Below are 20,816 nucleotides of genomic sequence, written 5' to 3'. Positions count from 1 at the left end.
CGGGCCCTGTCCGGGCCGGATCGCGTGGAGCAGGATCAGCTCTCCGGCGTACCGGAGCTGTCCTTCGGGAGCTCGACCGTCTCGACGGTGTTCACTCCGTTGTTGTTGGCCGGGGCGAGCTCCTTGGGGGAGAGCACCGGCGGGCGGGTGGAGGGGGTGCGGCGCGAGGAGCCGGTCCACGCCGGGCGGGCCGGGCGCTTCACGATGTGCTTGAAGATCTCGGCGATCTCCTCCTTGTTCAGCGTCTCCTTCTCCAGGAGCGCCAGAACCAGGTTGTCGAGGACGTCGCGGTTCTCGACCAGGATCTCCCACGCCTCGTTGTGCGCGGTCTCGATGAGCTTCTTGACCTCTTCGTCGACCAGCGCGGCGACCTCTTCGGAGTAGTCCCGCTGGTGCGCCATCTCGCGGCCCAGGAAGGGCTCGGAGTTGTCGGAGCCGAACTTGATCGCGCCGAGGCGCTCGGTCATGCCGTACTGCGTGACCATCGCGCGGGCCGTGGCCGTGGCCTTCTCGATGTCGTTCGCGGCACCCGTGGTCGGGTCGTGGAAGACGAGCTCCTCCGCCGCGCGGCCGCCCAGCATGTAGGCCAGCTGGTCGAGCATCTCGTTGCGCGTGGTGGAGTACTTGTCCTCGTCGGGGAGGACCATGGTGTAGCCGAGCGCACGGCCCCGGGACAGGATCGTGATCTTGTGGACCGGGTCGGAGTTCGGGGAGGCCGCCGCGACCAGGGCGTGTCCGCCCTCGTGGTACGCGGTGATCTTCTTCTCCTTGTCGCTCATGATCCGGGTCCGCTTCTGCGGTCCGGCCACGACACGGTCGATCGCCTCGTCCAGCATGTGGTTGTCGATCAGCTTGCGGTCGCTGCGGGCCGTCAGCAGGGCGGCCTCGTTCAGGACGTTCGACAGATCGGCACCGGTGAAGCCGGGGGTACGACGGGCGACGGCCGCGAGGTCGACGTCCGGGGCGACCGGCTTGCCCTTCTGGTGAACCTTGAGGATCTCCAGACGGCCCTGCATGTCCGGACGGTCGACGGCGATCTGCCGGTCGAAGCGGCCCGGGCGCAGCAGCGCCGGGTCGAGGATGTCCGGGCGGTTCGTGGCGGCGATCAGGATGACGCCGCCCTTGACGTCGAAGCCGTCCATCTCGACGAGCAGCTGGTTCAGCGTCTGCTCGCGCTCGTCGTGGCCGCCGCCGAGGCCCGCGCCGCGGTGCCGGCCGACGGCGTCGATCTCGTCGACGAAGACGATGGCCGGGGCATTGGCCTTGGCCTGCTCGAACAGGTCACGGACCCGGGAGGCACCCACACCGACGAACATCTCGACGAAGTCGGAGCCGGAGATCGAGTAGAACGGCACGCCCGCCTCGCCGGCGACGGCGCGCGCGAGCAGGGTCTTGCCCGTACCGGGCGGGCCGTACAGCAGCACGCCCTTGGGAATCTTGGCGCCGACGGCCTGGAACTTCGCCGGCTCCTGCAGGAACTCCTTGATCTCGTGGAGCTCCTCGACGGCCTCGTCGGACCCCGCCACGTCGGCGAAGGTCGTCTTCGGGGTGTCCTTGGTGATCAGCTTGGCCTTGGACTTCCCGAAGTTCATGACTCGGGAGCCGCCGCCCTGCATCTGATTCATCAGGAACAGGAAGACCACGACGATCAGTACGAAGGGCAGCAGCGAGAGCAGCACCCCGACGAGGGGGTTCTGCTTCGACGTCGAGACGTTGTAGCCCTCGGGCAGTGTCTTCTGGTCGTCGTCATCGGCCTTGGCCTGCAGATCCTTGGAGATCTCCACGCCCTGGTCGCCGATGTAATTGGCCTGGACCTTGCTGGAGCCCTTGATCTTCTGGCCGTTGATCAGCTCGACCTTGATCTTGTTCTCGTCGCCGGTCGTCAGCTCGGCCGATTTCACCAGATTCTTGTCGATCGCATGCACGACCTGGCTGGTGTCCACCGACTTGTAGCCGCCGGACGAGCCGACGACCTGCATCAACACGACCACGGCGAGGACGGCCAGCACGATCCACATGACCGGCCCACGGAAGTAGCGCTTCACGTCCATCCATACGGGGCGCGAGCGCCCCGTCCCTCCTGCCACAGTGAGGCACGGTCACCCCGGATTGGGGTGCCTGTGCGTGCGGTGTCCTGCTCGACCTTGAAAGCTTGACTTTGAAAGCCTGAAAAGGCTGACCTTCGGACGGTACCCCAGCATTGTCACCCGACGCCGCTGCGGACGGTCAACAAACCCGCCCTCACCCTGCTCCAACGGCGGGAAACCGGGTACGGTTCCCGCGCGCCGGGGTACCCGCTCCGGAAGCGGGGCGTGCTCAGCCGCCGTAGACGTGCGGCGCGAGCGTGCCCACGAAGGGCAGATTGCGGTACTTCTCGGCGAAGTCGAGGCCGTAACCGACGACGAACTCGTTCGGAATGTCGAAACCGACCCACTTCACGTCGATGGCGACCTTCGCCGCCTCCGGCTTGCGCAGCAGCGTCACGACATTGAGCGACGCCGGCTCGCGGGAGCCGAGGTTCGACAGCAGCCACGACAGGGTGAGGCCGGAGTCGATGATGTCCTCGACGATCAGGACGTGCTTGCCCTTGATGTCGGTGTCCAGGTCCTTGAGGATCCGCACCACGCCGGAGGACTGGGTGCCCGCGCCGTAGGAGGACACGGCCATCCAGTCCATGGTGACGGGGTTGGACAGCGCACGCGCCAGGTCCGCCATCACCATCACGGCGCCCTTGAGGACGCCGACGATGAGCAGGTCCTTGCCCGCGTACTCCGCGTCGATCTTCGCGGCCAGCTCGGCCAGCTTCGCGTCGATCTCTTCCTTGGTGATGAGCACCGACTTCAGATCGGTGCCCATGTCCTTGTCGTCCACCCGCGCCACTCTCGCTCGTTCAAGACTCGTCCGGCCTACGGGGCGGTGTCGCCCCGTTCGAATCAGCCCTGCCGGAGGACCAGTCTGCCACCCTGCCTGCGAACCGCGACGCGCCCGGGCAGGTTGATGGCCCCCTGGCCGCGCCAGCCGGTGATCAGCCGGTCGACTTCCTCCAGGTGGCGGGCGAAGAGCGAACCGGCCGGGGAGCCCGCCGCGATGGCCGCGCGGCGCAGCACTCGGCGGCGGACCGCGGGGGGCAGGGCGAAGAGCTTGGCGACCTCCAGGTCGCCGGAGTCGTCCCGGACGGACGTCTCCACGGCGGCGGCCCAGGAGTCGAGGGCGTCCGCGTCGTCCCGGGAGAGCTGGGCGGTGCGGGCGAGGGCCTCCACGACGCCCTTGCCGAGGGCCTTCTCCAGGACGGGCAGCGCCTCGTGGCGGACCCGGGAGCGGGTGTAGGCGGGGTCGGCGTTGTGCGGGTCGTCCCAGACGGGCAGCGACTGGACCATGCACGCCTTGCGGGCGGTCTGCCGGTCCAGGCCCAGGAAGGGCCGGCGGTAGCGGCCGCCGACGCCGGAGGCGGTGGCCATGCCGGAGAGCGAGCGGATGCCGGAGCCGCGGGCGAGCCCCAGCAGAACCGTCTCGGCCTGGTCGTCACGGGTGTGGCCGAGCAGGATCGCGGCGGCGCCGTGCCGGTCGGCGACGGCGTCCAGCGCGGCGTAGCGGGCGTCGCGGGCCGCGGCCTCGGGGCCGCCCTCCCGGCCGACGTCCACCCGGACGGCCTCGACGGGGTCCAGGCCGAAGGCGGCGAGGCGGCCGACGACCTCGGCGGCGCGCAGGTCGGAGCCCGGCTGGAGGCCGTGGTCGACGGTGACCCCGCCGGCCCGGACCCCGAGCCTGGGGGCCTCGAAGGCGAGGGCGGAGGCGAGCGCCATGGAGTCGGCGCCGCCGGAGCAGGCGACCAGGACGAGCGGGGGCGTGCCGGGGGAGGCCGCCGAGGGCGCGGCGCTGGGTACGGAGGCGGGCGGAGCCAGGGTGAGGACGTCGTGGAGTACGCGGCGGACCGCCAGGCGTATCGCCGCGACCGCGGGGTGTGGACCCATGTCCGTGTGTCCAATCGTTCCATTCGGGGGGCCATTTGGGAGAGGGCCGTAGCCTTGCGACTTCGAGCCTCGGTCACGCTGTGTGCGTCGATGGTGACAGAGACGAGCCTTTACCCGAGCATCGCACGCCCACCCTCGGCAAACGGTCCCTCGGACGGGTGATTACGGGAGCGTTCATCCGGCACGGGGCGTGCCGGCATCACCCGTCGGTTCGTCCGTGCACCCGTGCGACCCAGTCCGCCGGTTTGGCGATCTCCGATTTGGTCGGGAGCGTGTTCGGCGACGTCCAGACCCGGTTGAACCCGTCCATGCCGACCTCGTCCACGACGGCCCGTACGAACCGCTCGCCATCACGGTACTGCCGCAGCTTGGCGTCCAGACCCAGCAGTTTGCGCAGCGCGGCGTCCAGCCGTCCGGCACCGCTGGCCCGCCGCTTCTGGAACTTCTCCCGGATCTCGGCCACGGTCGGTACGACCTGCGGACCGACTCCGTCCATCACGTAGTCCGCATGCCCCTCCAGCAGGGACATCACGGCCGTCAGCCGGGCGAGGACCTCCCGCTGGGCGGGGGTCTGCACCAGCTCCACGATGCTGCGGCCCTCCGGGGGCCGGCCGCCCGCCAGCGACTGGGCGGCCTCGCGCACGCGTTCCAGCAGGGTGGCGGGGTCGACCTCCGTCTCACCGAGGAACGTCTGGATCTCGCCCTCGATGTGGTCGCGGAGCCAGGGCACCGCCGTGAACTGCGTGCGGTGCGTCTCCTCGTGCAGGCACACCCACAGGCGGAAGTCGTGCGGGTCGACCTCGAGCTCGCGCTCGACCTGGACGATGTTGGGCGCCACCAGCAGCAGCCGGCCGCCTCCGTCGGGCGAGCCCGGCAGGTCACGACTGACCGGCGCGAACGTCTCGTACTGCCCCAGCACCCGGGACGCCAGGAACGACAGCAGCATCCCCAGCTCGACGCCGGTCACCTTGCCGCCGACGGCCCCCAGGACCGCGCCTCCGGGGGGATTGCCGCGCTTGCCCTGCATCTTCTCCAGCAGCGGCCCCAGCAGCGCCCGGAAACCGGCGACGTTCGCCTTGATCCACCCGGCCCGGTCCACGACGAGGACGGGAGTGTCCGCGCCCCCGCCCGCCGGGGGCGCCATCCGTGTGAACGCCCGTACGTGCTCCTCGGAGGAGCGTGCGTGCCGCCGCAGCTCGGCGACCACCGCACGCGCCTCTTCCCGGCTGACCTCCGGCCCCGGCCGTACGAGCCGAGTCGCCGTCGCCACCGCGAGCTTCCAGTCGACCATCTCCGTACCACCGACGCTCGTCATGACTTCACCGTACGTGCTGCGCCGGGCTCGGGGAGAGGCCTTGCCCGGTCCCGGCACGGGCCCGCCGGGGGCCGGTTCAGTCGAGCGTCGAGGCCACCGCCGAGGCGAGGCGGTCCAGCGCCTGCTGGGCGCCGTCGGCCGAGGGCGTGTTCGAGGCCAGGAAGGCGAAGGCCAGCAGCCGGCCGCTGGGCGTGAGCGCGGTGCCGGCGAGGGTGTTGACCCCGGTGAGGGTGCCGGTCTTGGCCCGGACGGTCGCGCGGCCCGCCGTGTCGCGGCCGTAGCGCTCGCGCAGGGTGCCGGTGAAGCCGGCCACCGGCAGTCCGGTCAGGACCGGGCGGAGCCGGGGCGCCGCCGGGTCGGCGGCCCGGGCCAGCAGCCGGGCCAGGAACTCCGCGGAGGCCTGGTCGGCACGGTCCAGGCCGCTGCCGTCGGCGATGCGGACGGCCCCCATCGGCAGGCCCATGGCCGAGAGCCGGTCGGTGACGGCCTTCGCCGCGCCCTCGACGCTCGCCGGCTGCCCGGACGCCAGCGCCGTCTGCCGCGCCAGCGCCTCGGCGATGTCGTTGTCGCTGTTGGTCAGCGTCCGCTCGACCAGATCGGCCAGCGGCGCGGAGGCGACCGCGGCGAGGCGGGCCGCGTCCGGTGCCGCCCCGCCCTCGGTGGGCTCGCCCTCGACCTCCACGCCCCGCTCCCGCAGCATCGCGGCGAACTTGCGGGCCGCGTCCGCCGCCGGCTCGGCCGTACGGTCGGCGGGCCCGCGGGAGGAGTCGTCCAGCCGGCCCTCGTCGACCATGAGGGCGCTGACGGGCGCGAGGTTCTCGTTGGGCCCGTGCTGGACGGGCCCGGTGTAGCGCGAGGCGTCGTAGGCGAGGGCGGTACGGGCCGTTCCGCGCGCCTTGAGCGCGCGCGCCGTGGCGTCGGCCAGCTCGGACAGGCTCGCGAAGCGCGGGCCGGGGCCCTGCGCGGGGCGGGCCGTGAGCGTGGGGTCTCCCCCGCCGACCAGCACGATGCGGCCGGCGCCCCCGTCGACGACGGTCGTCTCGATGCGGTGCTCGGGTCCCAGCGCGGCGAGCGCCGCGGCCGACGTGGCCAGCTTGATGGTGGAGGCAGGCGTGTAGGCGACGTCCTGCCCGGCGCCGAAGAGCGGCTCCCCGCTCGCCACGTCGACGACCGACGCCGCGCGGTCCGGGCCGAGCGCGGGGTCCTGCAGGAGCGGCTCCAGGGCGGCCGCGAGGCCCTCGCGCGCGGACGGCCGCCCGGCGCGCAGCGCGCCCAGCACCGGCGGCGCGGCGGCCGGAACCCGGCCGGCGGCCGAGTGACCCTCGCCACCCACTCGCCCGGCGGTCACGGCACGCACCCGTTCGGCCTTACGCTGACCTCCGTCCCAGGGGCCGGCGGCCGCCACCGCACCGGTCGCGATCACGAAACCGGCCACGGCGGACGTGGCGGCGAACTGCACGGTTCGGCGCCGCGCCACGGGGGCGTCCCGCCACCACCTGACCTGCCAGCGTCCGGCTTCAGGCACCACGGACCAGCCCCTTTCGCCACCACACACCTGCGTGGGGGACACTTAATCACCAGACGTATGTGTTGATCATGAAGGAGCCACCCGTGGAGTTCGACGTCACCATCGAGATCCCGAAGGGTTCGCGGAACAAGTACGAGGTGGACCACGAGACCGGTCGCATCCGTCTGGACCGCCGACTCTTCACCTCGACCTCGTACCCGGCCGACTACGGCTTCGTCGAGAACACCCTCGGCGAGGACGGCGACCCGCTGGACGCGATGGTCATTCTCGACGAGCCGACGTTCCCCGGCTGCCTCATCAAGTGCCGCGCCATCGGCATGTTCCGCATGACGGACGAGGCCGGCGGCGACGACAAGCTGCTGTGCGTCCCGGCGAACGACCCGCGCGTGGAGCACCTGCGCGACATCCACCACGTGTCGGAGTTCGACCGCCTGGAGATCCAGCACTTCTTCGAGGTCTACAAGGACCTCGAGCCGGGCAAGTCCGTCGAGGGCGCCGACTGGGTCGGCCGCGCCGAGGCCGAGGCCGAGATCGAGGCCTCCTACAAGCGCCTCGAGGCCGCGGGCGGCTCGCACCACTGAGCAGCACCCTGAGGCAACCGGCACGCGCGGCTTCGTACGACTAGAAGCCGCGCGTCCGCTTTGCCGCCCGGCGCGCCGCGGCGCCGGGCACCTTCAGGAACATCCGGGCCATCTCGGACCCGAGATTCACCCCGATGGCGATCGCCAGCGCCAGGGCCGCCGCCTTGGTGAGGCTGGAGATGCCGGTGTTGAGCTCGTTCTTCGCGAAGTTCAGCAGGGCGAAGTACACCGCGCTACCGGGCAGCAGCGGCCCGATCGCCGCCGTGACGTACGGCAGCGCGGAGGCGTGCCGGTAGCGCGCGAAGAGCTGCCCGAAGAGGCCCACGAGCCCCGCGGCGACGGCCGTGGCGGGCACCGGGTCGACCCCGATGGTGTCGGCGAGCGCCCCGTAGACCACCCAGGCGACACCGCCGTTGAGCATGGCCAGCCATACGGTGTGACGTTCCTGCTGGAGCAGCACCGCGAAGGCGAAGGCCAGGATCATGGCCGCGACGGTCTGGGTGACGGGCCGTTCCACCCGCTCCAGCGCGGCCTCGGGGTTGAGCGTCCCGCCGCCGAAGTGCACGCCCCCGTAGAGGACCACGAGCACGCCGCAGACGATGCCGACGATGAGGTAGCCGACCTCCAGCAGGCGGGCCGCGGCGGTGATGTAGTAGCCCGTCAGGCCGTCCTGCACGCCCGCGACCAGGGCCCGCCCGGGGATCAGCGCGAACAGCCCGCCGGTGATCACGGCGGAGGCCTGTACGTGCACGTACTCATGGGCGGTGCTCAGCGCCACGCCCATCACGGCGGGCGGCATCGCGGCCGCCACGAACTGGTAGAACTCCGGCAGCCCGCGCCCCGCCGCCAGCCACGCCAGCCGGTCGCCCAGCATCGCCCCGGCCGCCGCCGCGAGGAACACCACGACGCCGCCGCCCACGAGCAGGCTCGCCGCCCCGGCGAGCAGCCCCGAGGCGAGGGTGAGCTCCCAGCCCGGGTAGGGGTGGCGGTTGCGGCGTATCTCGGCCAGCCGTCCGTAGGCCTCCTCCAGGGTGAGCCCCTGCGAGGTGATGTCGTGCAGCAGCCGGTAGACGGCGTTCAGACGGGTGTAGTCGGTGCCGCGCCGCCGCACGGTGCGGTTGGCGGTGACCGGGTCGTCGACGAGGGACGGCTGGTAGCTGACGGTCAGCAGGGTGAAGGTGACGGTCGGCTCGCAGCGCGCCAGCCCGTAGGCGTGCGCGACGCCGAACATCGCCGCCTCGACGTCCTCGGCGCCCTCACCGCCCGCCAGTAGCAGCTCGCCGATGCGCAGCGTCAGGTCCAGCACGCGCGGTACGGGCGGGCCGGGCTCCTCGGGCTTCTCCGGGCGGTCCGGCACCGGCCGCTCCCCCAGCGGCATGCGCAGCATGGTGCGCATGCGGTCCTGCCAGGGGGCCTCCTTGACGAGGGAGACCTTGGGGATGCCGTAGGGCGGGGTGAAGGCCGGGTGGAAGCCGGCCGGGGCCGCGCCCTCGGGCAGGGCGAACGCCGAGCCCTCCGGGCCTGTGTCCGGCTCGGGCGAGACCCCTTCCGGAAGCGCGAACTCCGATGTGGGGTGCTCATCCTCCGGCGGGGGTGGCAGCGGCACCCCCAGCGGCGGGGTGAAGGCGCTGTGCGCCTCGTCGGAGTGCGGCTTGCGGTCCTCGCCGGGCTCCGGGTCCGGAGCGCCACGACCGCCCCGCTGCCGATCAGCCACCACGTGCTCCTCGTTACGCCCTCCAGTTACGGCCACCATGCCTGATGGGACGTACGGGCGCGCACTGGGGGGCCGGGAAACGGACGGGTGGACTCGGAGTGTGGGTCAGCGACGGGCGTGACGCCCGTGGTGCGGGGGCGGGTCGTGGGGGCCACCGTGGCCGCCGCCGTGCTCGTCGTGGCCGTGGTCGTAGTCGCCGCCGCCGTGGGGGTCGTAGCCGCCGTGGGCGTCGTAGCCGCCATGGGCGTCGTAGCCGCCGGGCTGGGGGGCACCGTAGCCACCGCCCTGCTGGGGGGCGCCGTAGCCGCCGCCCTGCTGCGGCGCCGCGTACCCCTGCTGGGGGGTGCTGTAGCCACCGGCCTGCTGGGGCGCGCCGTACGTGCCGGGCTGCTGCTGCGCGCCGTACAGGCCGGGCTGCTGCTGCGCGCCGTAGCCGCCACCCTGCTGCGGCGCCGCGTACCCCTGCTGGGGGGCGCCGTAACCGCCGCCCTGCTGCGGGGCGCCGAACACATCGGCGCGCTGACCCTGCGCACCACCACCCTGCTGGGGCGCACCGTAACCGCCACCCTGCTGGGGCGCACCGTAACCGCCGCCTCGCGGCCCCCCGAACACATCGGCGCGCTGGCTTCCCTGCGCACCGCCGCCCTGCTGCGGCGCCTGGTACCCCTGCTGCGGGGCACCGTAGCCGCCGCCCTGCCGCGGGGTCACGAGGGGAAAGCCGTACTCGTCCTCCTCCGGGAAACCGGCCGCGGCCGGCGGGGCGGCCGGGGAGGGGGCGGGGGCGGCGGCCGGGGCCTCCGCCTCGGCCTTCTTCGCCTTGGAACGGGCGCGCAGGAACTCGATGGCGATTGGCAGGACCGAGATCAGCACGATCGCGATCAGCATCGCCTCGATGTTCTTGTGGACGAACTCCACCTTGCCGAGCGCCGCGCCCAGCGCGGTCACGCCGCCGCCCCACAGGGCGCCACCGATGATGTTGAAGGTGAGGAAGGAGCGGTAGTTCATCCGGCTCACGCCGGCGATGATCGGCGTGAACGTGCGGATCACCGGGACGAAGCGGGCCAGGACCAGCGACTTCGGGCCGTACTTCTCGAAGAATTCGTGGGCCTTCTCGACGTTCTCCTGCTTGAAGAGCTTCGAGTCCGGGCGCCGGAACAGCGCCGGGCCCACCTTCCGGCCGAAGAGGTAGCCCGCCTGGTCACCGAGGACCGCGGCGAGCACGACGAGTCCGCACACCGCCCACAGCGGGTAGTCCAGCTGTCCCGTCGTGACCAGGAGGCCGGTGGTGAAGAGGAGGGAGTCGCCCGGCAGGAAGAAGCCGATGAGGAGGCCCGACTCGGCGAAGACGATGGCCAGGACGCCGATCAACCCGAATTGGTTGATCAGATAGTCCGAGTCCAGCCACTGGGGGCCGAGCGCGAGGGTGGTCGGGGTCACGAGTGTGAGGCTCCTGGGTCGAGGGCGCAGGCTCGTGCGAGGCCCGGCCGCAAGGCGGGGGAGGCGATGTGCGGCCCAAAGCTATCAACGCGTTCGACGCCCTCCCGGTTCCAGAAGAGGACCGGGCCCGTACGCCCGGCCGGAGCAACCGCACCCCTCCAGAGTGCGTCAACGACGGCGACCGGCAAAACTGCACAGACGGAGGTGGATGCGATGGGCATCGAGGAGTTCGGCGGCGGCCAGCACGAGAAGGCCGATGTGCTCGTGGTCACGACCAACGATGTTCCCGGATACCGGGTGGAGCGGGTCATCGGCGAGGTCTTCGGCCTCACGGTGCGCTCCCGCCACATCGGCAGCCAGATCGGTGCGGGTCTGAAGTCCCTCGTCGGCGGCGAGCTCAAGGGCCTGACCAAGACCCTCGTGGAGACCCGCAACCAGGCCATGGAGCGCCTGGTCCAGCAGGCCAAGGCCCGTGGCGCCAACGCGGTGCTCATGTTCCGCTTCGACGTGACGGAGGCGGCGGACGTCGGCACGGAGGTCTGCGCGTACGGCACGGCCGTGGTGATCGCGCCGCAGCAGTGACGTCGGCTGGGGGCTCCGGAGCCCCCAGCCCCGCGCGCCGCTAAGCGTTCCGCGCCGCGTTCGCCATGATCGCGTCCCGCAGGTACGCGGCCGTGCCCGGCCGCACCGCCTCGTACGTGGCCGTGAAGCGCTCGTCCGCCACGTACATCTCGCCGAGCCCGGTGTGGATCTCGTACGAGCACGCGTAGTAGAACGAGCAGATCTGCTGCCGGTGCTCCTCAGCGAGGTCCATCGCCTCCTGGGACTCCGGCGCCGCGCCGGAGGCCATGAGCGCCGCGATGCGCGCGTTCAGGTCGTCCGCCGCGGCGCGGATCCGCAGCCAGTCCTCCTTCGTGTACGAGGCCGTGCGGCGCCGCGACTCGCGGTAGGCGTCGGTGTCGCCCCACCGCCGCTCGGCCTCCTCAGCGTGCTCGTCGGGGTCGAAGTCCCCGAACACCTCGAACTTCTCCTCCGGCGTGAGCCTGATGCCCATCTTCCGTGCCTCCATGGCGTGCTCGACGGCGGCGGCCATGCGCTGGAGCCGGTCGATCCGGTCGGCCAGCAGCGTGTGCTGACGGCGCAGGTGCGCCATCGGATCGGCACCCGGGTCGTCCAGGAGGGCCGCCACCTCCTCGAGCGGGAACCCGAGCTCCCGGTAGAACAGGATCTGCTGCAGCCGGTCGAGATCCGCGTCCTCGTACCGCCGGTGCCCCGCGTGGCTGCGCCCGGACGGCACGAGCAGGCCGATCTCGTCGTAGTGGTGCAGGGTCCGTACGGTCACGCCGGCGATCGCCGCGACCTGTCCTACGGAGTGGCTCACGTCTCCGCTCCCTTCTGTGTGCACGCTCCACAGTGGGGGCTCACGCGACGTGAGGTGCAAGCCCGGCCGTCCCGGCCGCGCGCTCAGCCGACGTCGCGAGCGGTCTGTGAGGGCTGGACGCGCATGACGAGCAGGCCGGGGACGACGACGCCCAGCAGCCCCAGCCCGGCGCAGCCGGCGGCGACCTGGGCGAGCGCTCCCCAGGGCAGGAGCTCCAGCAGGTCGGCTGCGGGCAGGTCGGCGCGCGCGCAGAGCCCGCCCAGGGAGACGGCCACCACCGCGGCGGCCGCGATCAGGCCGCTCAGCACGACCACGGCGGACTCCCAGCCGAGCATGCGCAGCATCTGGCCCCGGGTGCTCCCGGTCAGCCGCAGGACGGCGAATTCCTGGCGGCGCCGGCGGGTGGCCAGCAGCAGCGTGTTCAGGATGCCGATGGCGGAGAAGGTGATGAGGGGGGTCATCAGGATGCGCATGCCCACCGCGTTGCGGTCCCGCTGCCGCTCGGCGCGGCCCCCGTCGGCCGCCGCCGGCCGCACCGGCGCCGCCTGAACGGACTCCGGCGCCTCCGCCCGGTCCGCCACCGCAACCGCCGCCATCGCCGTCGTCCGGGCCGCCGGCCGGGACTCCACCTCGCCCGAGACGGCGTTGCCGCACAGCAGCATCGCGCTGAGGCCCGCCGCGATCAGCACGGGTCCCGCCATGGCCGCCACGCGCCGCGTGGCGGCCGTGCTGTTGGCCGCCGCGAGCGTGCCCGAGTAGCGGGACAGCAGCCGGCCGGGTACGGCGCACAGCGCGGCGATGGGGCGCACCAGGAGGGGGATGAGCAGCCAGACGGAGAGGATCAGCAGGAGGCACAGTGCCATGGCCCCGTTGACGGCCTCGTGCGGGCCGTCGCGGTGCCCGTACCAATCCCAGGCCGCCCAGGTCAGACCGAGCATGGCGAGCGCGCCGACGGCCCGCCCGGGCGGCATCGCGCGCCGCTCGGCCTCCGCCTCCCGCAGGGCGGCGATCGGGGAGGTGCGCATCGGGCCGTTGGCGGCGGTCCAGGCGGCGAGCAGGGCGATGGCCGTGGTGCACAGCACGCCCGCGGCGAAGCCCGGCAGGGACAGGCCGGCCGTCGGGCCGGCGTCCAGGACGTCGTTGCGGACGAGCCACTCAAGGGCCGGGCCCGCCGCGGCCAGCCCGACGCCGGCGCCGGCCGTCGCGCCCACGAGGGAGATCACCAGGGCCTCGCCGGTGATCTGGAGGCGCAGTTGCCGCGCCGTCGCGCCGATGGTGCGCAGCGCTCCGATCTCGCGGCGGCGCTGCTGCACGACCAGGGACATGGTGTTCACCACGAGCAGCCAGGCGGTGAGTCCCGAGGTGCCGCCGACCAGGCCCAGCAGCGATTCGGCCGACTTCATGGCCGCCTGTCCGGTGTCCGCCCGGTGCACCCGGTCCAGCACGGTGGCCAGGACGGTGACCAGGGCCGAGCTCATGACGACCACGACGAGCACTCCGGCGTACTGCCACAGACGGGTGCGCGCGGAGGCCAGGACGAGGGAGAACACCTCAGACCCCCAGGGCGGCCATGCGGGCCGCGATCGTGTCGGCGGCGGCGTCGTGCCCGGTGAGGCGGTCGACCACCCGCCCGTCGGCCAGGATCAGCACTTCGTCCGCCCAGGCGGCCGCCTGCGGGTCGTGCGTCACCATGACGACGGTGGTGCCCATGCCGTCCACGGCGCCCCTCAGCAGGGCGAGCACGTCCCGGCCCGAGGCACGGTCCAGCGCTCCGGTCGGCTCGTCCGCGAAGACCACGTCGGGGTCGGTGACGAGCGCCCGGGCCACGGCGGCCCGCTGCTGCTGGCCGCCCGACAGCTCGGCTGGGCGGCGGTCGCGTTTGTCGAACAGGCCGACGGTCGCGAGCAGTTCGTCCAGCCGGGCCGCGTTCGGCCTGCGCCCCGCCAGCCGCAGCGGCAGGGCCACGTTGGCGGCGACGCTCAGGGCGGGCACGAGGTGGAAGTCCTGGAAGACGAAGCCGATGCGGTCCCGCCGCAGCAGCGTCAACTGCCGCTCGGATAAGCCCCCGAGCTCACGCCCGGCGAGCGAGACCGTTCCCGAGGTCGGGCGCTCCAGGCCGGCTGCGCAGTGCAGCAGCGTGGACTTTCCGGAGCCGGAGGGGCCCATCACCGCCGTGAACGTCCCGCTGACGAAGCCGTGGTCGACGTCGTGCAGTGCGGTGACCGCGCGCTCGCCCCGCCCGTGCACCTTGCGCAGGGACCTCAGGTCGACCGCGATGCTCCTGCCGGTCACGGGCTTGTAGACGATGTGGGGCGGCTGCGTTGTGTTCATGGAACCAGTCAATCTTTTCTGGAGAGCGATCCGCCCCCGGAGCCACGTCGAAACCCGGCCATCTCGCACAAGTTCCTATCGGGCGGAGGGAGATGCCGGGATCGCCTCAGGCCCCCTCGCCACCCCGCGCCGTGGGCCGGAAGGTCCGCCGGTAGGCCTGCGGGGAGACGCCGATCGCGGCGTGCAGGTGCTGTCGCAGCGACGTGCCGGTGCCGAAGCCCGCGCGGTGGGCCACCAGGTCGACGGGCCAGTCGGTGCTCTCCAGTAGCTGGCGGGCCCGGTCGACGCGCTGGCGGAGCAGCCAGCGGCCGGGGCTGGTGCCGGTCTCGTCGCGGAAGCGCCGCGTGAACGTGCGCACGCTGACCTGTGCGTGCGCGGCCAACTCGGCGAGGGTCACGGGCTCGTCGAGGCGTTCCAGGGCCCAGGCCCGGGTGGCGGCCGTGCCGCCGGTGGTGGCGGGGGCGGGGACCGGCCGGGGGATGTACTGCGCCTGGCCGCCGTCGCGCCAGGGCGGTACGACGCAGGCGCGGGCGACGTCGTTGGCGACCTCGCTGCCGTGGTCCCGGCGGACGATGTGCAGGCACAGGTCCACTCCGGCTGCCACCCCGGCCGAGGTCAGGACGTCGCCGTCGTCGACGAAGAGCACGTTCGGGTCGATCCGCACCGACGTGAACAGCCGCTGCATCCGCTCCGCGTCCCGCCAGTGCGTCGTGGCGCGGCGGCGGTCGAGCAGGCCGGCCGCGGCCAGGACGTACGAGCCCGAGCAGATCGCCACCATGCGCGTACCGGGCCGGACGGCCGCCAGGGCGTCCCGCAGCGCGTCGGGCAGCCGCCCCTCCTCCCGGATCCGCCCCAGCGCGTGCGACGGCGGGACGACGACGGTGTCGACCTCGGCCAGCAGGGACGCGTCATGGCGGACGGCGAGGTCGTAGTCCGCCTCGGCCCGCACCGGGCGCCCGTCCAGGCTGCACGTCGCCACGGAGTACAGCCGTTCGCCGGCCGGGCCGCGGGCGGCGCCGAGGATCCGCCCCGGGATGCCCAGTTCGAAGGGGACGACGCCGTCCAGGGCCAGGACTCCCACGCTGTGCATGGCCCGATCCTTTCAGACCTTGGCCATCGGGCCACTACTGGGCGTTCCGCCGGACCCGCAGTCTCGAACCACCTGATTCCAGCCATATGAAGTCACATGAAGTCACATGAAGGAGACGCCAGTGCGCGCCATCAGCCAGACCCGACCCGGCGGCCCGGAAGTCCTCGAAGTCATCGAGACCGAGCGGCCGGAGCCCGGTCCGACGGAGATCCTCGTCCGCGTCCACGCGGCCGGGGTCAACCCCGCCGACTGGAAGACCCGGGAGCGCGGCGCCCTCGCCGACGGCACGCGGCCGCCGTTCACACTGGGCTGGGACGTGTCCGGCGTGGTCGAGGCCGTCGGCCGCGGCGTCACCCTCTTCGCCCCGGGCGACGAGGTCTTCGGCATGCCGCACTTCCCCCACCAGGCCGGCGCCTACGCCGAGTACGTCACCGCCCCCGCCCGCCACTTCGCCCCGCTCCCGGCGGGCCTGGACCACGTCCACGGCGCCGCGATCCCGCTGGCCGCCCTCACCGCCTGGCAGGCCCTCGTCGACACCGCCGCCGTCCGGCCGGGCGACCGCGTACTGATCCACGCCGCCGCCGGCGGAGTCGGCCACCTCGCCGTCCAGATCGCCAAGGCGCGCGGCGCGTACGTCATCGGCACCGCGAGCGCCGCCAAGCACGACTTCCTGCGCGACCTGGGCGCCGACGAGGTCGTCGACTACACAGCGGTCGACTTCGCGGAGGCCGTACGGGACGTCGACGTCGTCCTCGACACCATCGGCGGCGACTACGGCCCCCGCTCCCTGCGCGCCTTGCGCAGGGGCGGCACGCTGGTGTCCGTCCTCCCGCTGGAGGAGTCCTTCCCGGAGGCGGATGCCCGCGCGGCGGACGTACGGGCCGTCTTCGTGCTCGTCGAGCCGGACCACGCGGGTCTGCGGGAGATCGCCGCGCTCGTGGAGAGCGGACGCCTGCGGGTGCGGGTGGACGCGGTGTTCGCCCTCGAGGACGCGGCGAAGGCCCACGCGCTGGGCGAGACCGGACGGACGACCGGAAAGATCGTGCTCTCCGTGGCGTCCTGAGTCGCGGGCCCGGAAGACGCGTCGGAGAAGTCGGAGAAACGGTCCCCCCTCACCCGACCGGGTGGCGCTACGGTCGTTTCCAGGGCATCACGCCCATGCCCCGCACCACGATCCCGCCCATGGGAGTAGCGATGGCCCGAGAAGCCAAGCATCAACCCGCTCGCCCCGCACGGGACGAGTGCGCCACGCGAGACAACTGGATGTACCCCCCAGCTGGTGGCGGCTGGACGTGGGACCAGGTGAAGGACCTGGTCCTGCCCTTCGAGTGGGAACTACTGGGCGGGAAGATCGTGGTACGTGGCGCGGCCAAGTGGTGGCACAACCTGGTCCGGGACGAGCTGTACTTCCGCCTGCGGAGTGTCAGGCCGGAGGGATACGTGATCAACAGCGAGCAGTCAGTCGTGTTCAACGACAACAACGTTCCGAAGCCCGACATCGTCGTCTTCGACAAGGGGGAACTCGACGTGGCCACCGCGGACTGCATTCCCGTCGAGAACGTGGTGCTCGCCATCGAAGTCGTCTCCCCCGGCTCCTGCACGGAAGATCGCTTCTTCAAGCCCGGCATGTACGCACAGGCGGGGATCGGCCACTACTGGCGTGTCGAGCGGGGGGAAGCCGACGTTCCCGAAGTGCACGAGTGCTGGCGGCACAAGGAAGCGGGCTTCTACGTCCCGAGCCCTGACCGTCCCGTGCACATCGGCACCCTCAAGACCGACGTCCCCTTCCCCGTGGAGATCGACCTCCGGAGTCTGATCGAGGTCTGACCACGTCGGGCCGGCCGGGCCCGGAAAGGGACCCGGCCGGTGCGGCTGGAGCTACTGGCCTCCGCCGACGATGCCATTGAGGGCGTTGTTGAGCTGGTCGGTGACGCCGCCGACCGTGCCGGTGACGGTGCCGGGCAGGCTACCGACGGTGCCGGTGACGGTATCGACAGCGCCGTTCACGGTGTCGGCGATGGGGTCGGCTTGGGCGGGGGCCGCGAGGGCGACGGTGAACAGGGTCAGCAGGGCGGCGGTCGTGAGGGTGCGGCGAATGTGCGACAAGGCAGGCCCTTTCTGTCCATGAGCGGGCAGGGCGCCCTGAGGTGCGGTGGACCGATCCGCTAAGAGGCTTTCCTGCTTGCCGTACGGGCTAACGCCGTGTCACTCGTACGTGACGACCGTCGGCGCCCGGCATAGCGTTCACCTTCATTTCATTGCAACGAGCGAGTAGCTTTCGTTGCATTACCTGCCAAGATCGTTGCAATGATTATGCGGCTCCGACCTGCGGAAATGATGATTCTGTGCAACGGGGGTGTTGCTGGGTCCGTGAAGGCAACGTAGCTTTTCGCCTGTCGGAAAACGCCGACACCGCGCCGAAGCAGAGGAAAAGAACAATGCAGAAGTTCGCCACCACCGCCCCGATCTCCGCCGTCCTCGACATCCCCGCGGGCCTCATCCGGTTCATCGCCGCCGACCGTGCCGACGCCACGGTCGAGGTCCTGCCCGCGGACGCCTCGAAGAGCCGTGACGTGAAGGCGGCGGAGCAGATCACGGTCGCGTACGCCGACGGTGTCCTGCGGATCGAGGCCGCGCCGGCGAAGAACCGGGCCTTCGGCAACTCCGGTTCCGTCGAGGTGACCGTCCAGCTGCCCGCCGGCTCCCGCGTCGAGGCGAAGGCGGCCCTCGCCGAACTCCGCGGCGTCGGACGCCTCGGCGACGTCGCCTTCGAGGGCGCGCAGGCCACCGTCAAGCTCGACGAGAGCGCCGGCGCCCACCTCACCCTCCAGGCCGGCGACATCACCGTCGGCCGCCTGGGCGGCCCCGCCCAGATCAGCACCCAGAAGGGCGACCTGAACATCACCGAAGCCGTCCACGGCACGGTCGAACTGCGCACCGAGCACGGCGACATCGCCGTCGGCGCCGCCCGCGGCGTCTCCGCCACCCTCGACGCCGGCACCGCCTACGGCCGCATCCACAACACCCTCAATAACACCGACGGCGCCGCCGCCGGCCTGAACATCCACGCCACCACCTCCTACGGCAACATCACCGCCCGCAGCCTGTAAGTGGCAGCAGCGCGTCGGAGAAACGGTCCCTCCTCACCCGGTCGGGTGGCGCTACCGTCGGACACGGGACGCCCGTCCACGCTTTCGCTCACGATCCGGTCCATGGGAGCAGCAATGGCCGCAGAAGCCAGGCACGAACACGGTCGGCGTGAGCGGGCCACCCCGGAGAACTGGATGTACCCGCCGGCAGACGGCTGGACGTACGACCAGGTCAAGGAGCTGGTCCTGCCGTTCGACTGGGAACTGCTGGATGGGGCGATCGTGGTACGCGGGATGGCGAATCAGTGGCACGACGATGTACGCGACGGAATCCTGGTCGCATTGCGTCTTGCCAACCGGCCGCCCTACCGGGTCAACTCGGAGCGCTGCGTCCTCGTCGACGAAGCCAACCCGGCAAAGCCCGACGTCATCGTCTTCGATGCGAGGGATCTCGACCGGCGGAGCATGGAATGCGTACCCGTCGAGCGGGTCGTCCTCGCTGTCGAGGTCGTCTCCAAGGGGTCACGTACCGACGACCGGTTCCGCAAGCCCGGCATGTACGCCGACGCCGGAATCCGTTACTTCTGGCGCGTTGAACGGGGCGAGGAAGACGTCCCTGTGGTGCACGAATTCTGGCTGCACCCGGAGGCAGGCGTCTATGCGCCAAGCCCCGACCGCCCCACACACATCGGCACCCTCAAGACCGACGTGCCCTTCCCGGTCGAGATCGATCTCCGCAGCCTGATCTAGGTCTGACCTCCACGCCCCCTCTCAGCGGCTCGCCATAAGCGGCAGCTCGCACCACACCGTCTTGCCGATGCCGTGCGGGCGCGGACAGAAGCCCCACCTTTCGGCAAGGGCGGCTACGAGCCTCAGGCCCCGGCCCGCCTCCTCGTCGACCGACGCCCGGCAGCGCCGGGGGATCCCGTCGCCCGCGTCCGACACCTCGATGCGCAGGTTTCCGTCGGCCACGATGCACAGCACGTGGATCTCCCGTCCCGGCGACACCCGCCCGTGCCTGCACGCGTTCGTCATCAACTCGCTGAGCAGCAGCACCGCCGTCTCCGCCGCCTCCTCCGGCGCCCGCCACGAGCGGGCCTGCTCGCGCAGCAGCCGCCGGGCTGCGCCGACACTGCGGGGGTGGCGGGTGAACCGCCACCAGACGTATGTGGGCAGGGCGTCGAGTCGCACGGCTGTCATCGGTGTCCTTGGTGCGCGAGCGTCGCTCGTGAGCGGGGAGTTTTCGGCGTTCAAGGCTCAAAGGGTGCTGTTGCGGGAGCAGAATCGGCAGTATCGACGTGGGTACGGGGCCCTGCCGTCCCCGGCATGGGCTCGGGAAGGGGCAGCGCGGTGTCGACCGAGAGCTCACAACCGCCGATGGCCTGGCGCTATTGCGGCAACCAGATCAAGCTCTGGCGCACGCAGGCGGGCGTGAGTCGGGAGGAGTTGGCGAAAGAGGCCAATTACGGGTACGAGAGCCTCAAGTCCATGGAGCAGGGTCGGCGCCGACCGAGCCTACGGCTGTTGCAGATCGCGGACGAGATGTGCGGGGCGAAGGGCTTGCTGCTGGCGGCGCGGGACTATCTGCAGCCGGAGCGGGTGCCCTCGCATGTCCGGGAGTTCTTGTCCATCGAGACCGAGGCCATCGCCTTGTCCTCGTACGAATCCCTCCTGATTCCAGGCCTGCTGCAGACCAAGGAGTACGCCACAGCCCTGATGAGCAGCCACTGGCCGCCCATCGATGAGGACACGCTCGAAGAGCGTGTCTCCAATCGCCTGAAGCGACAGGAGAAGCTGACACGGAAGCCGGCCGCGCTGTTCACGTACGTGCTCTACGAGGCGGCCCTGCGCGGCGGCGTCGGCGGGCCCAACGTCATGAAGGGCCAATTGGCCCACCTGCTCGACGCGGCAAAGCTGCGGAACGTATCCCTACAGGTCCTGCCCGTGGACCGGTACGCCCCAGCCCACCTCAACGGCCCTCTCCTGCTGTTGGAGACGCCCCAGCACGAGCACTACGCCTACGTAGAAGGCCATAGCACTCGCGTCCTGCACACAGACGCGGAGACGGTAAGCGATCTCATCAAGTGCTTCGGCATGATCAGCAGGCAAGCACTGAGCGATGAGGAATCGGCCGCGTTCATCGGAAAGGCAATGGCAGAGCTATGAGCAACCAGCTGGCATGGTTCAAGTCCAGCTACAGCGACAACTCCATCGGCAACTGCGTCGAAGTCGCCACCCCACAAGGCACCGTCCACGTCCGGGACTCGAAGCTCGGGTCGACGCCGGGCCATCCCCGAATAACAATCTCGCCCTCCACCTGGGCCGCCTTCACAGCCGAGCTTCGGGGTTCGGGCGTCGAGCCCCCTATGTAATGAATGG

General features: G+C 71.5%; 21 protein-coding genes. 8 read left to right on the top strand and 13 right to left on the bottom strand.

The window, feature by feature from the left end:
- Positions 1-35: 35 nt before the first annotated feature.
- The 5 genes from ftsH to dacB form a co-directional block, all read right to left on the bottom strand.
- Positions 36-2,051, bottom strand: coding sequence for an ATP-dependent zinc metalloprotease FtsH (gene ftsH, locus ACIGXW_RS25035; protein WP_399575127.1), 2,016 nt, complete (start codon positions 2,049-2,051; stop codon positions 36-38).
- Between the two features lie 265 nt (positions 2,052-2,316).
- Positions 2,317-2,856: a hypoxanthine phosphoribosyltransferase gene (gene hpt, locus ACIGXW_RS25030; RefSeq protein WP_004940393.1), complete on the bottom strand. Its 540-nt coding sequence runs from the start codon at positions 2,854-2,856 to the stop codon at positions 2,317-2,319.
- Between the two features lie 77 nt (positions 2,857-2,933).
- Positions 2,934-3,971, bottom strand: coding sequence for a tRNA lysidine(34) synthetase TilS (gene tilS, locus ACIGXW_RS25025; RefSeq protein WP_360915797.1), 1,038 nt, complete (start codon positions 3,969-3,971; stop codon positions 2,934-2,936).
- A 199-nt stretch (positions 3,972-4,170) separates the two neighbouring features.
- Positions 4,171-5,286: a zinc-dependent metalloprotease gene (locus tag ACIGXW_RS25020; RefSeq protein WP_399575080.1), complete on the bottom strand. Its 1,116-nt coding sequence runs from the start codon at positions 5,284-5,286 to the stop codon at positions 4,171-4,173.
- 76 nt (positions 5,287-5,362) lie between these two features.
- Positions 5,363-6,814: a D-alanyl-D-alanine carboxypeptidase/D-alanyl-D-alanine-endopeptidase gene (gene dacB / locus ACIGXW_RS25015; protein WP_399575079.1), complete on the bottom strand. Its 1,452-nt coding sequence runs from the start codon at positions 6,812-6,814 to the stop codon at positions 5,363-5,365.
- Between the two features lie 83 nt (positions 6,815-6,897).
- Between dacB and ACIGXW_RS25010 the strand changes: the two genes are divergently transcribed.
- A complete protein-coding gene (locus ACIGXW_RS25010) occupies positions 6,898-7,395 on the top strand; it encodes an inorganic diphosphatase (RefSeq protein WP_071962293.1) in 498 nt (165 codons plus the stop codon).
- Positions 7,396-7,435: 40 nt separating this feature from the next.
- Here ACIGXW_RS25010 and ACIGXW_RS25005 read toward each other — a convergent pair whose 3' ends face one another.
- Both ACIGXW_RS25005 and ACIGXW_RS25000 read right to left on the bottom strand, forming a co-directional pair.
- Entirely contained in the window at positions 7,436-9,112 is a 1,677-nt protein-coding gene (locus ACIGXW_RS25005) for a threonine/serine exporter family protein (protein WP_071962292.1), read from the bottom strand.
- Positions 9,113-9,214: 102 nt separating this feature from the next.
- Positions 9,215-10,546, bottom strand: coding sequence for a VTT domain-containing protein (locus tag ACIGXW_RS25000; protein ID WP_399575078.1), 1,332 nt, complete (start codon positions 10,544-10,546; stop codon positions 9,215-9,217).
- 213 nt (positions 10,547-10,759) lie between these two features.
- Between ACIGXW_RS25000 and ACIGXW_RS24995 the strand changes: the two genes are divergently transcribed.
- On the top strand, positions 10,760-11,128 hold the full coding sequence (locus tag ACIGXW_RS24995; protein WP_071962291.1) for a YbjQ family protein: 369 nt from the start codon (positions 10,760-10,762) through the stop codon (positions 11,126-11,128).
- A 40-nt stretch (positions 11,129-11,168) separates the two neighbouring features.
- On the opposite strand, the gene ACIGXW_RS24990 is transcribed toward ACIGXW_RS24995, so the two are convergent.
- The 4 genes from ACIGXW_RS24990 to ACIGXW_RS24975 form a co-directional block, all read right to left on the bottom strand.
- Positions 11,169-11,927, bottom strand: a complete 759-nt coding sequence (locus ACIGXW_RS24990; RefSeq protein WP_399575077.1) for a MerR family transcriptional regulator — start codon at positions 11,925-11,927, stop codon at positions 11,169-11,171.
- Between the two features lie 83 nt (positions 11,928-12,010).
- Entirely contained in the window at positions 12,011-13,477 is a 1,467-nt protein-coding gene (locus ACIGXW_RS24985) for an FtsX-like permease family protein (RefSeq protein WP_399575076.1), read from the bottom strand.
- Between the two features lies 1 nt (position 13,478).
- Positions 13,479-14,258, bottom strand: coding sequence for an ABC transporter ATP-binding protein (locus ACIGXW_RS24980; RefSeq protein ID WP_399575075.1), 780 nt, complete (start codon positions 14,256-14,258; stop codon positions 13,479-13,481).
- Between the two features lie 106 nt (positions 14,259-14,364).
- Entirely contained in the window at positions 14,365-15,348 is a 984-nt protein-coding gene (locus ACIGXW_RS24975; RefSeq protein WP_399575074.1) for a GlxA family transcriptional regulator, read from the bottom strand.
- 121 nt (positions 15,349-15,469) lie between these two features.
- On the opposite strand from ACIGXW_RS24975, the gene ACIGXW_RS24970 reads away from it, so the two are divergent.
- Both ACIGXW_RS24970 and ACIGXW_RS24965 read left to right on the top strand, forming a co-directional pair.
- On the top strand, positions 15,470-16,411 hold the full coding sequence (locus ACIGXW_RS24970; RefSeq protein WP_399575073.1) for an NADP-dependent oxidoreductase: 942 nt from the start codon (positions 15,470-15,472) through the stop codon (positions 16,409-16,411).
- Positions 16,412-16,611: 200 nt separating this feature from the next.
- On the top strand, positions 16,612-17,175 hold the full coding sequence (locus tag ACIGXW_RS24965) for a Uma2 family endonuclease (protein ID WP_399575072.1): 564 nt from the start codon (positions 16,612-16,614) through the stop codon (positions 17,173-17,175).
- Positions 17,176-17,226: 51 nt separating this feature from the next.
- Here the strand turns inward: ACIGXW_RS24965 and ACIGXW_RS24960 are convergent, their stop codons facing one another.
- Complete coding sequence (locus tag ACIGXW_RS24960) at positions 17,227-17,454, bottom strand: hypothetical protein (RefSeq protein ID WP_399575071.1); 228 nt, start codon at positions 17,452-17,454, stop codon at positions 17,227-17,229.
- Between the two features lie 332 nt (positions 17,455-17,786).
- On the opposite strand from ACIGXW_RS24960, the gene ACIGXW_RS24955 reads away from it, so the two are divergent.
- Positions 17,787-18,458, top strand: coding sequence for a DUF4097 family beta strand repeat-containing protein (locus ACIGXW_RS24955; protein ID WP_399575070.1), 672 nt, complete (start codon positions 17,787-17,789; stop codon positions 18,456-18,458).
- Between the two features lie 114 nt (positions 18,459-18,572).
- A complete protein-coding gene (locus ACIGXW_RS24950) occupies positions 18,573-19,187 on the top strand; it encodes a Uma2 family endonuclease (RefSeq protein WP_399575069.1) in 615 nt (204 codons plus the stop codon).
- Between the two features lie 21 nt (positions 19,188-19,208).
- Here ACIGXW_RS24950 and ACIGXW_RS24945 read toward each other — a convergent pair whose 3' ends face one another.
- Entirely contained in the window at positions 19,209-19,637 is a 429-nt protein-coding gene (locus tag ACIGXW_RS24945; protein WP_399575068.1) for an ATP-binding protein, read from the bottom strand.
- Between the two features lie 150 nt (positions 19,638-19,787).
- Here ACIGXW_RS24945 and ACIGXW_RS24940 point away from each other — a divergent pair, with 150 nt between their 5' ends.
- Positions 19,788-20,603: a helix-turn-helix domain-containing protein gene (locus tag ACIGXW_RS24940; RefSeq protein ID WP_399575067.1), complete on the top strand. Its 816-nt coding sequence runs from the start codon at positions 19,788-19,790 to the stop codon at positions 20,601-20,603.
- Positions 20,600-20,809, top strand: coding sequence for a DUF397 domain-containing protein (locus ACIGXW_RS24935; RefSeq protein WP_399575066.1), 210 nt, complete (start codon positions 20,600-20,602; stop codon positions 20,807-20,809). The genes ACIGXW_RS24940 and ACIGXW_RS24935 overlap by 4 nt, the downstream gene beginning before the upstream one ends.
- Positions 20,810-20,816 lie beyond the last annotated feature (7 nt).

This window comes from Streptomyces sp. NPDC053079 (assembly GCF_044546695.1).
In the GTDB taxonomy this organism is placed as follows: domain Bacteria; phylum Actinomycetota; class Actinomycetes; order Streptomycetales; family Streptomycetaceae; genus Streptomyces.
The sequence above is the reverse complement of the archived record's forward strand: the minus strand, read 5'-3'. Positions and strand labels throughout refer to the sequence as shown.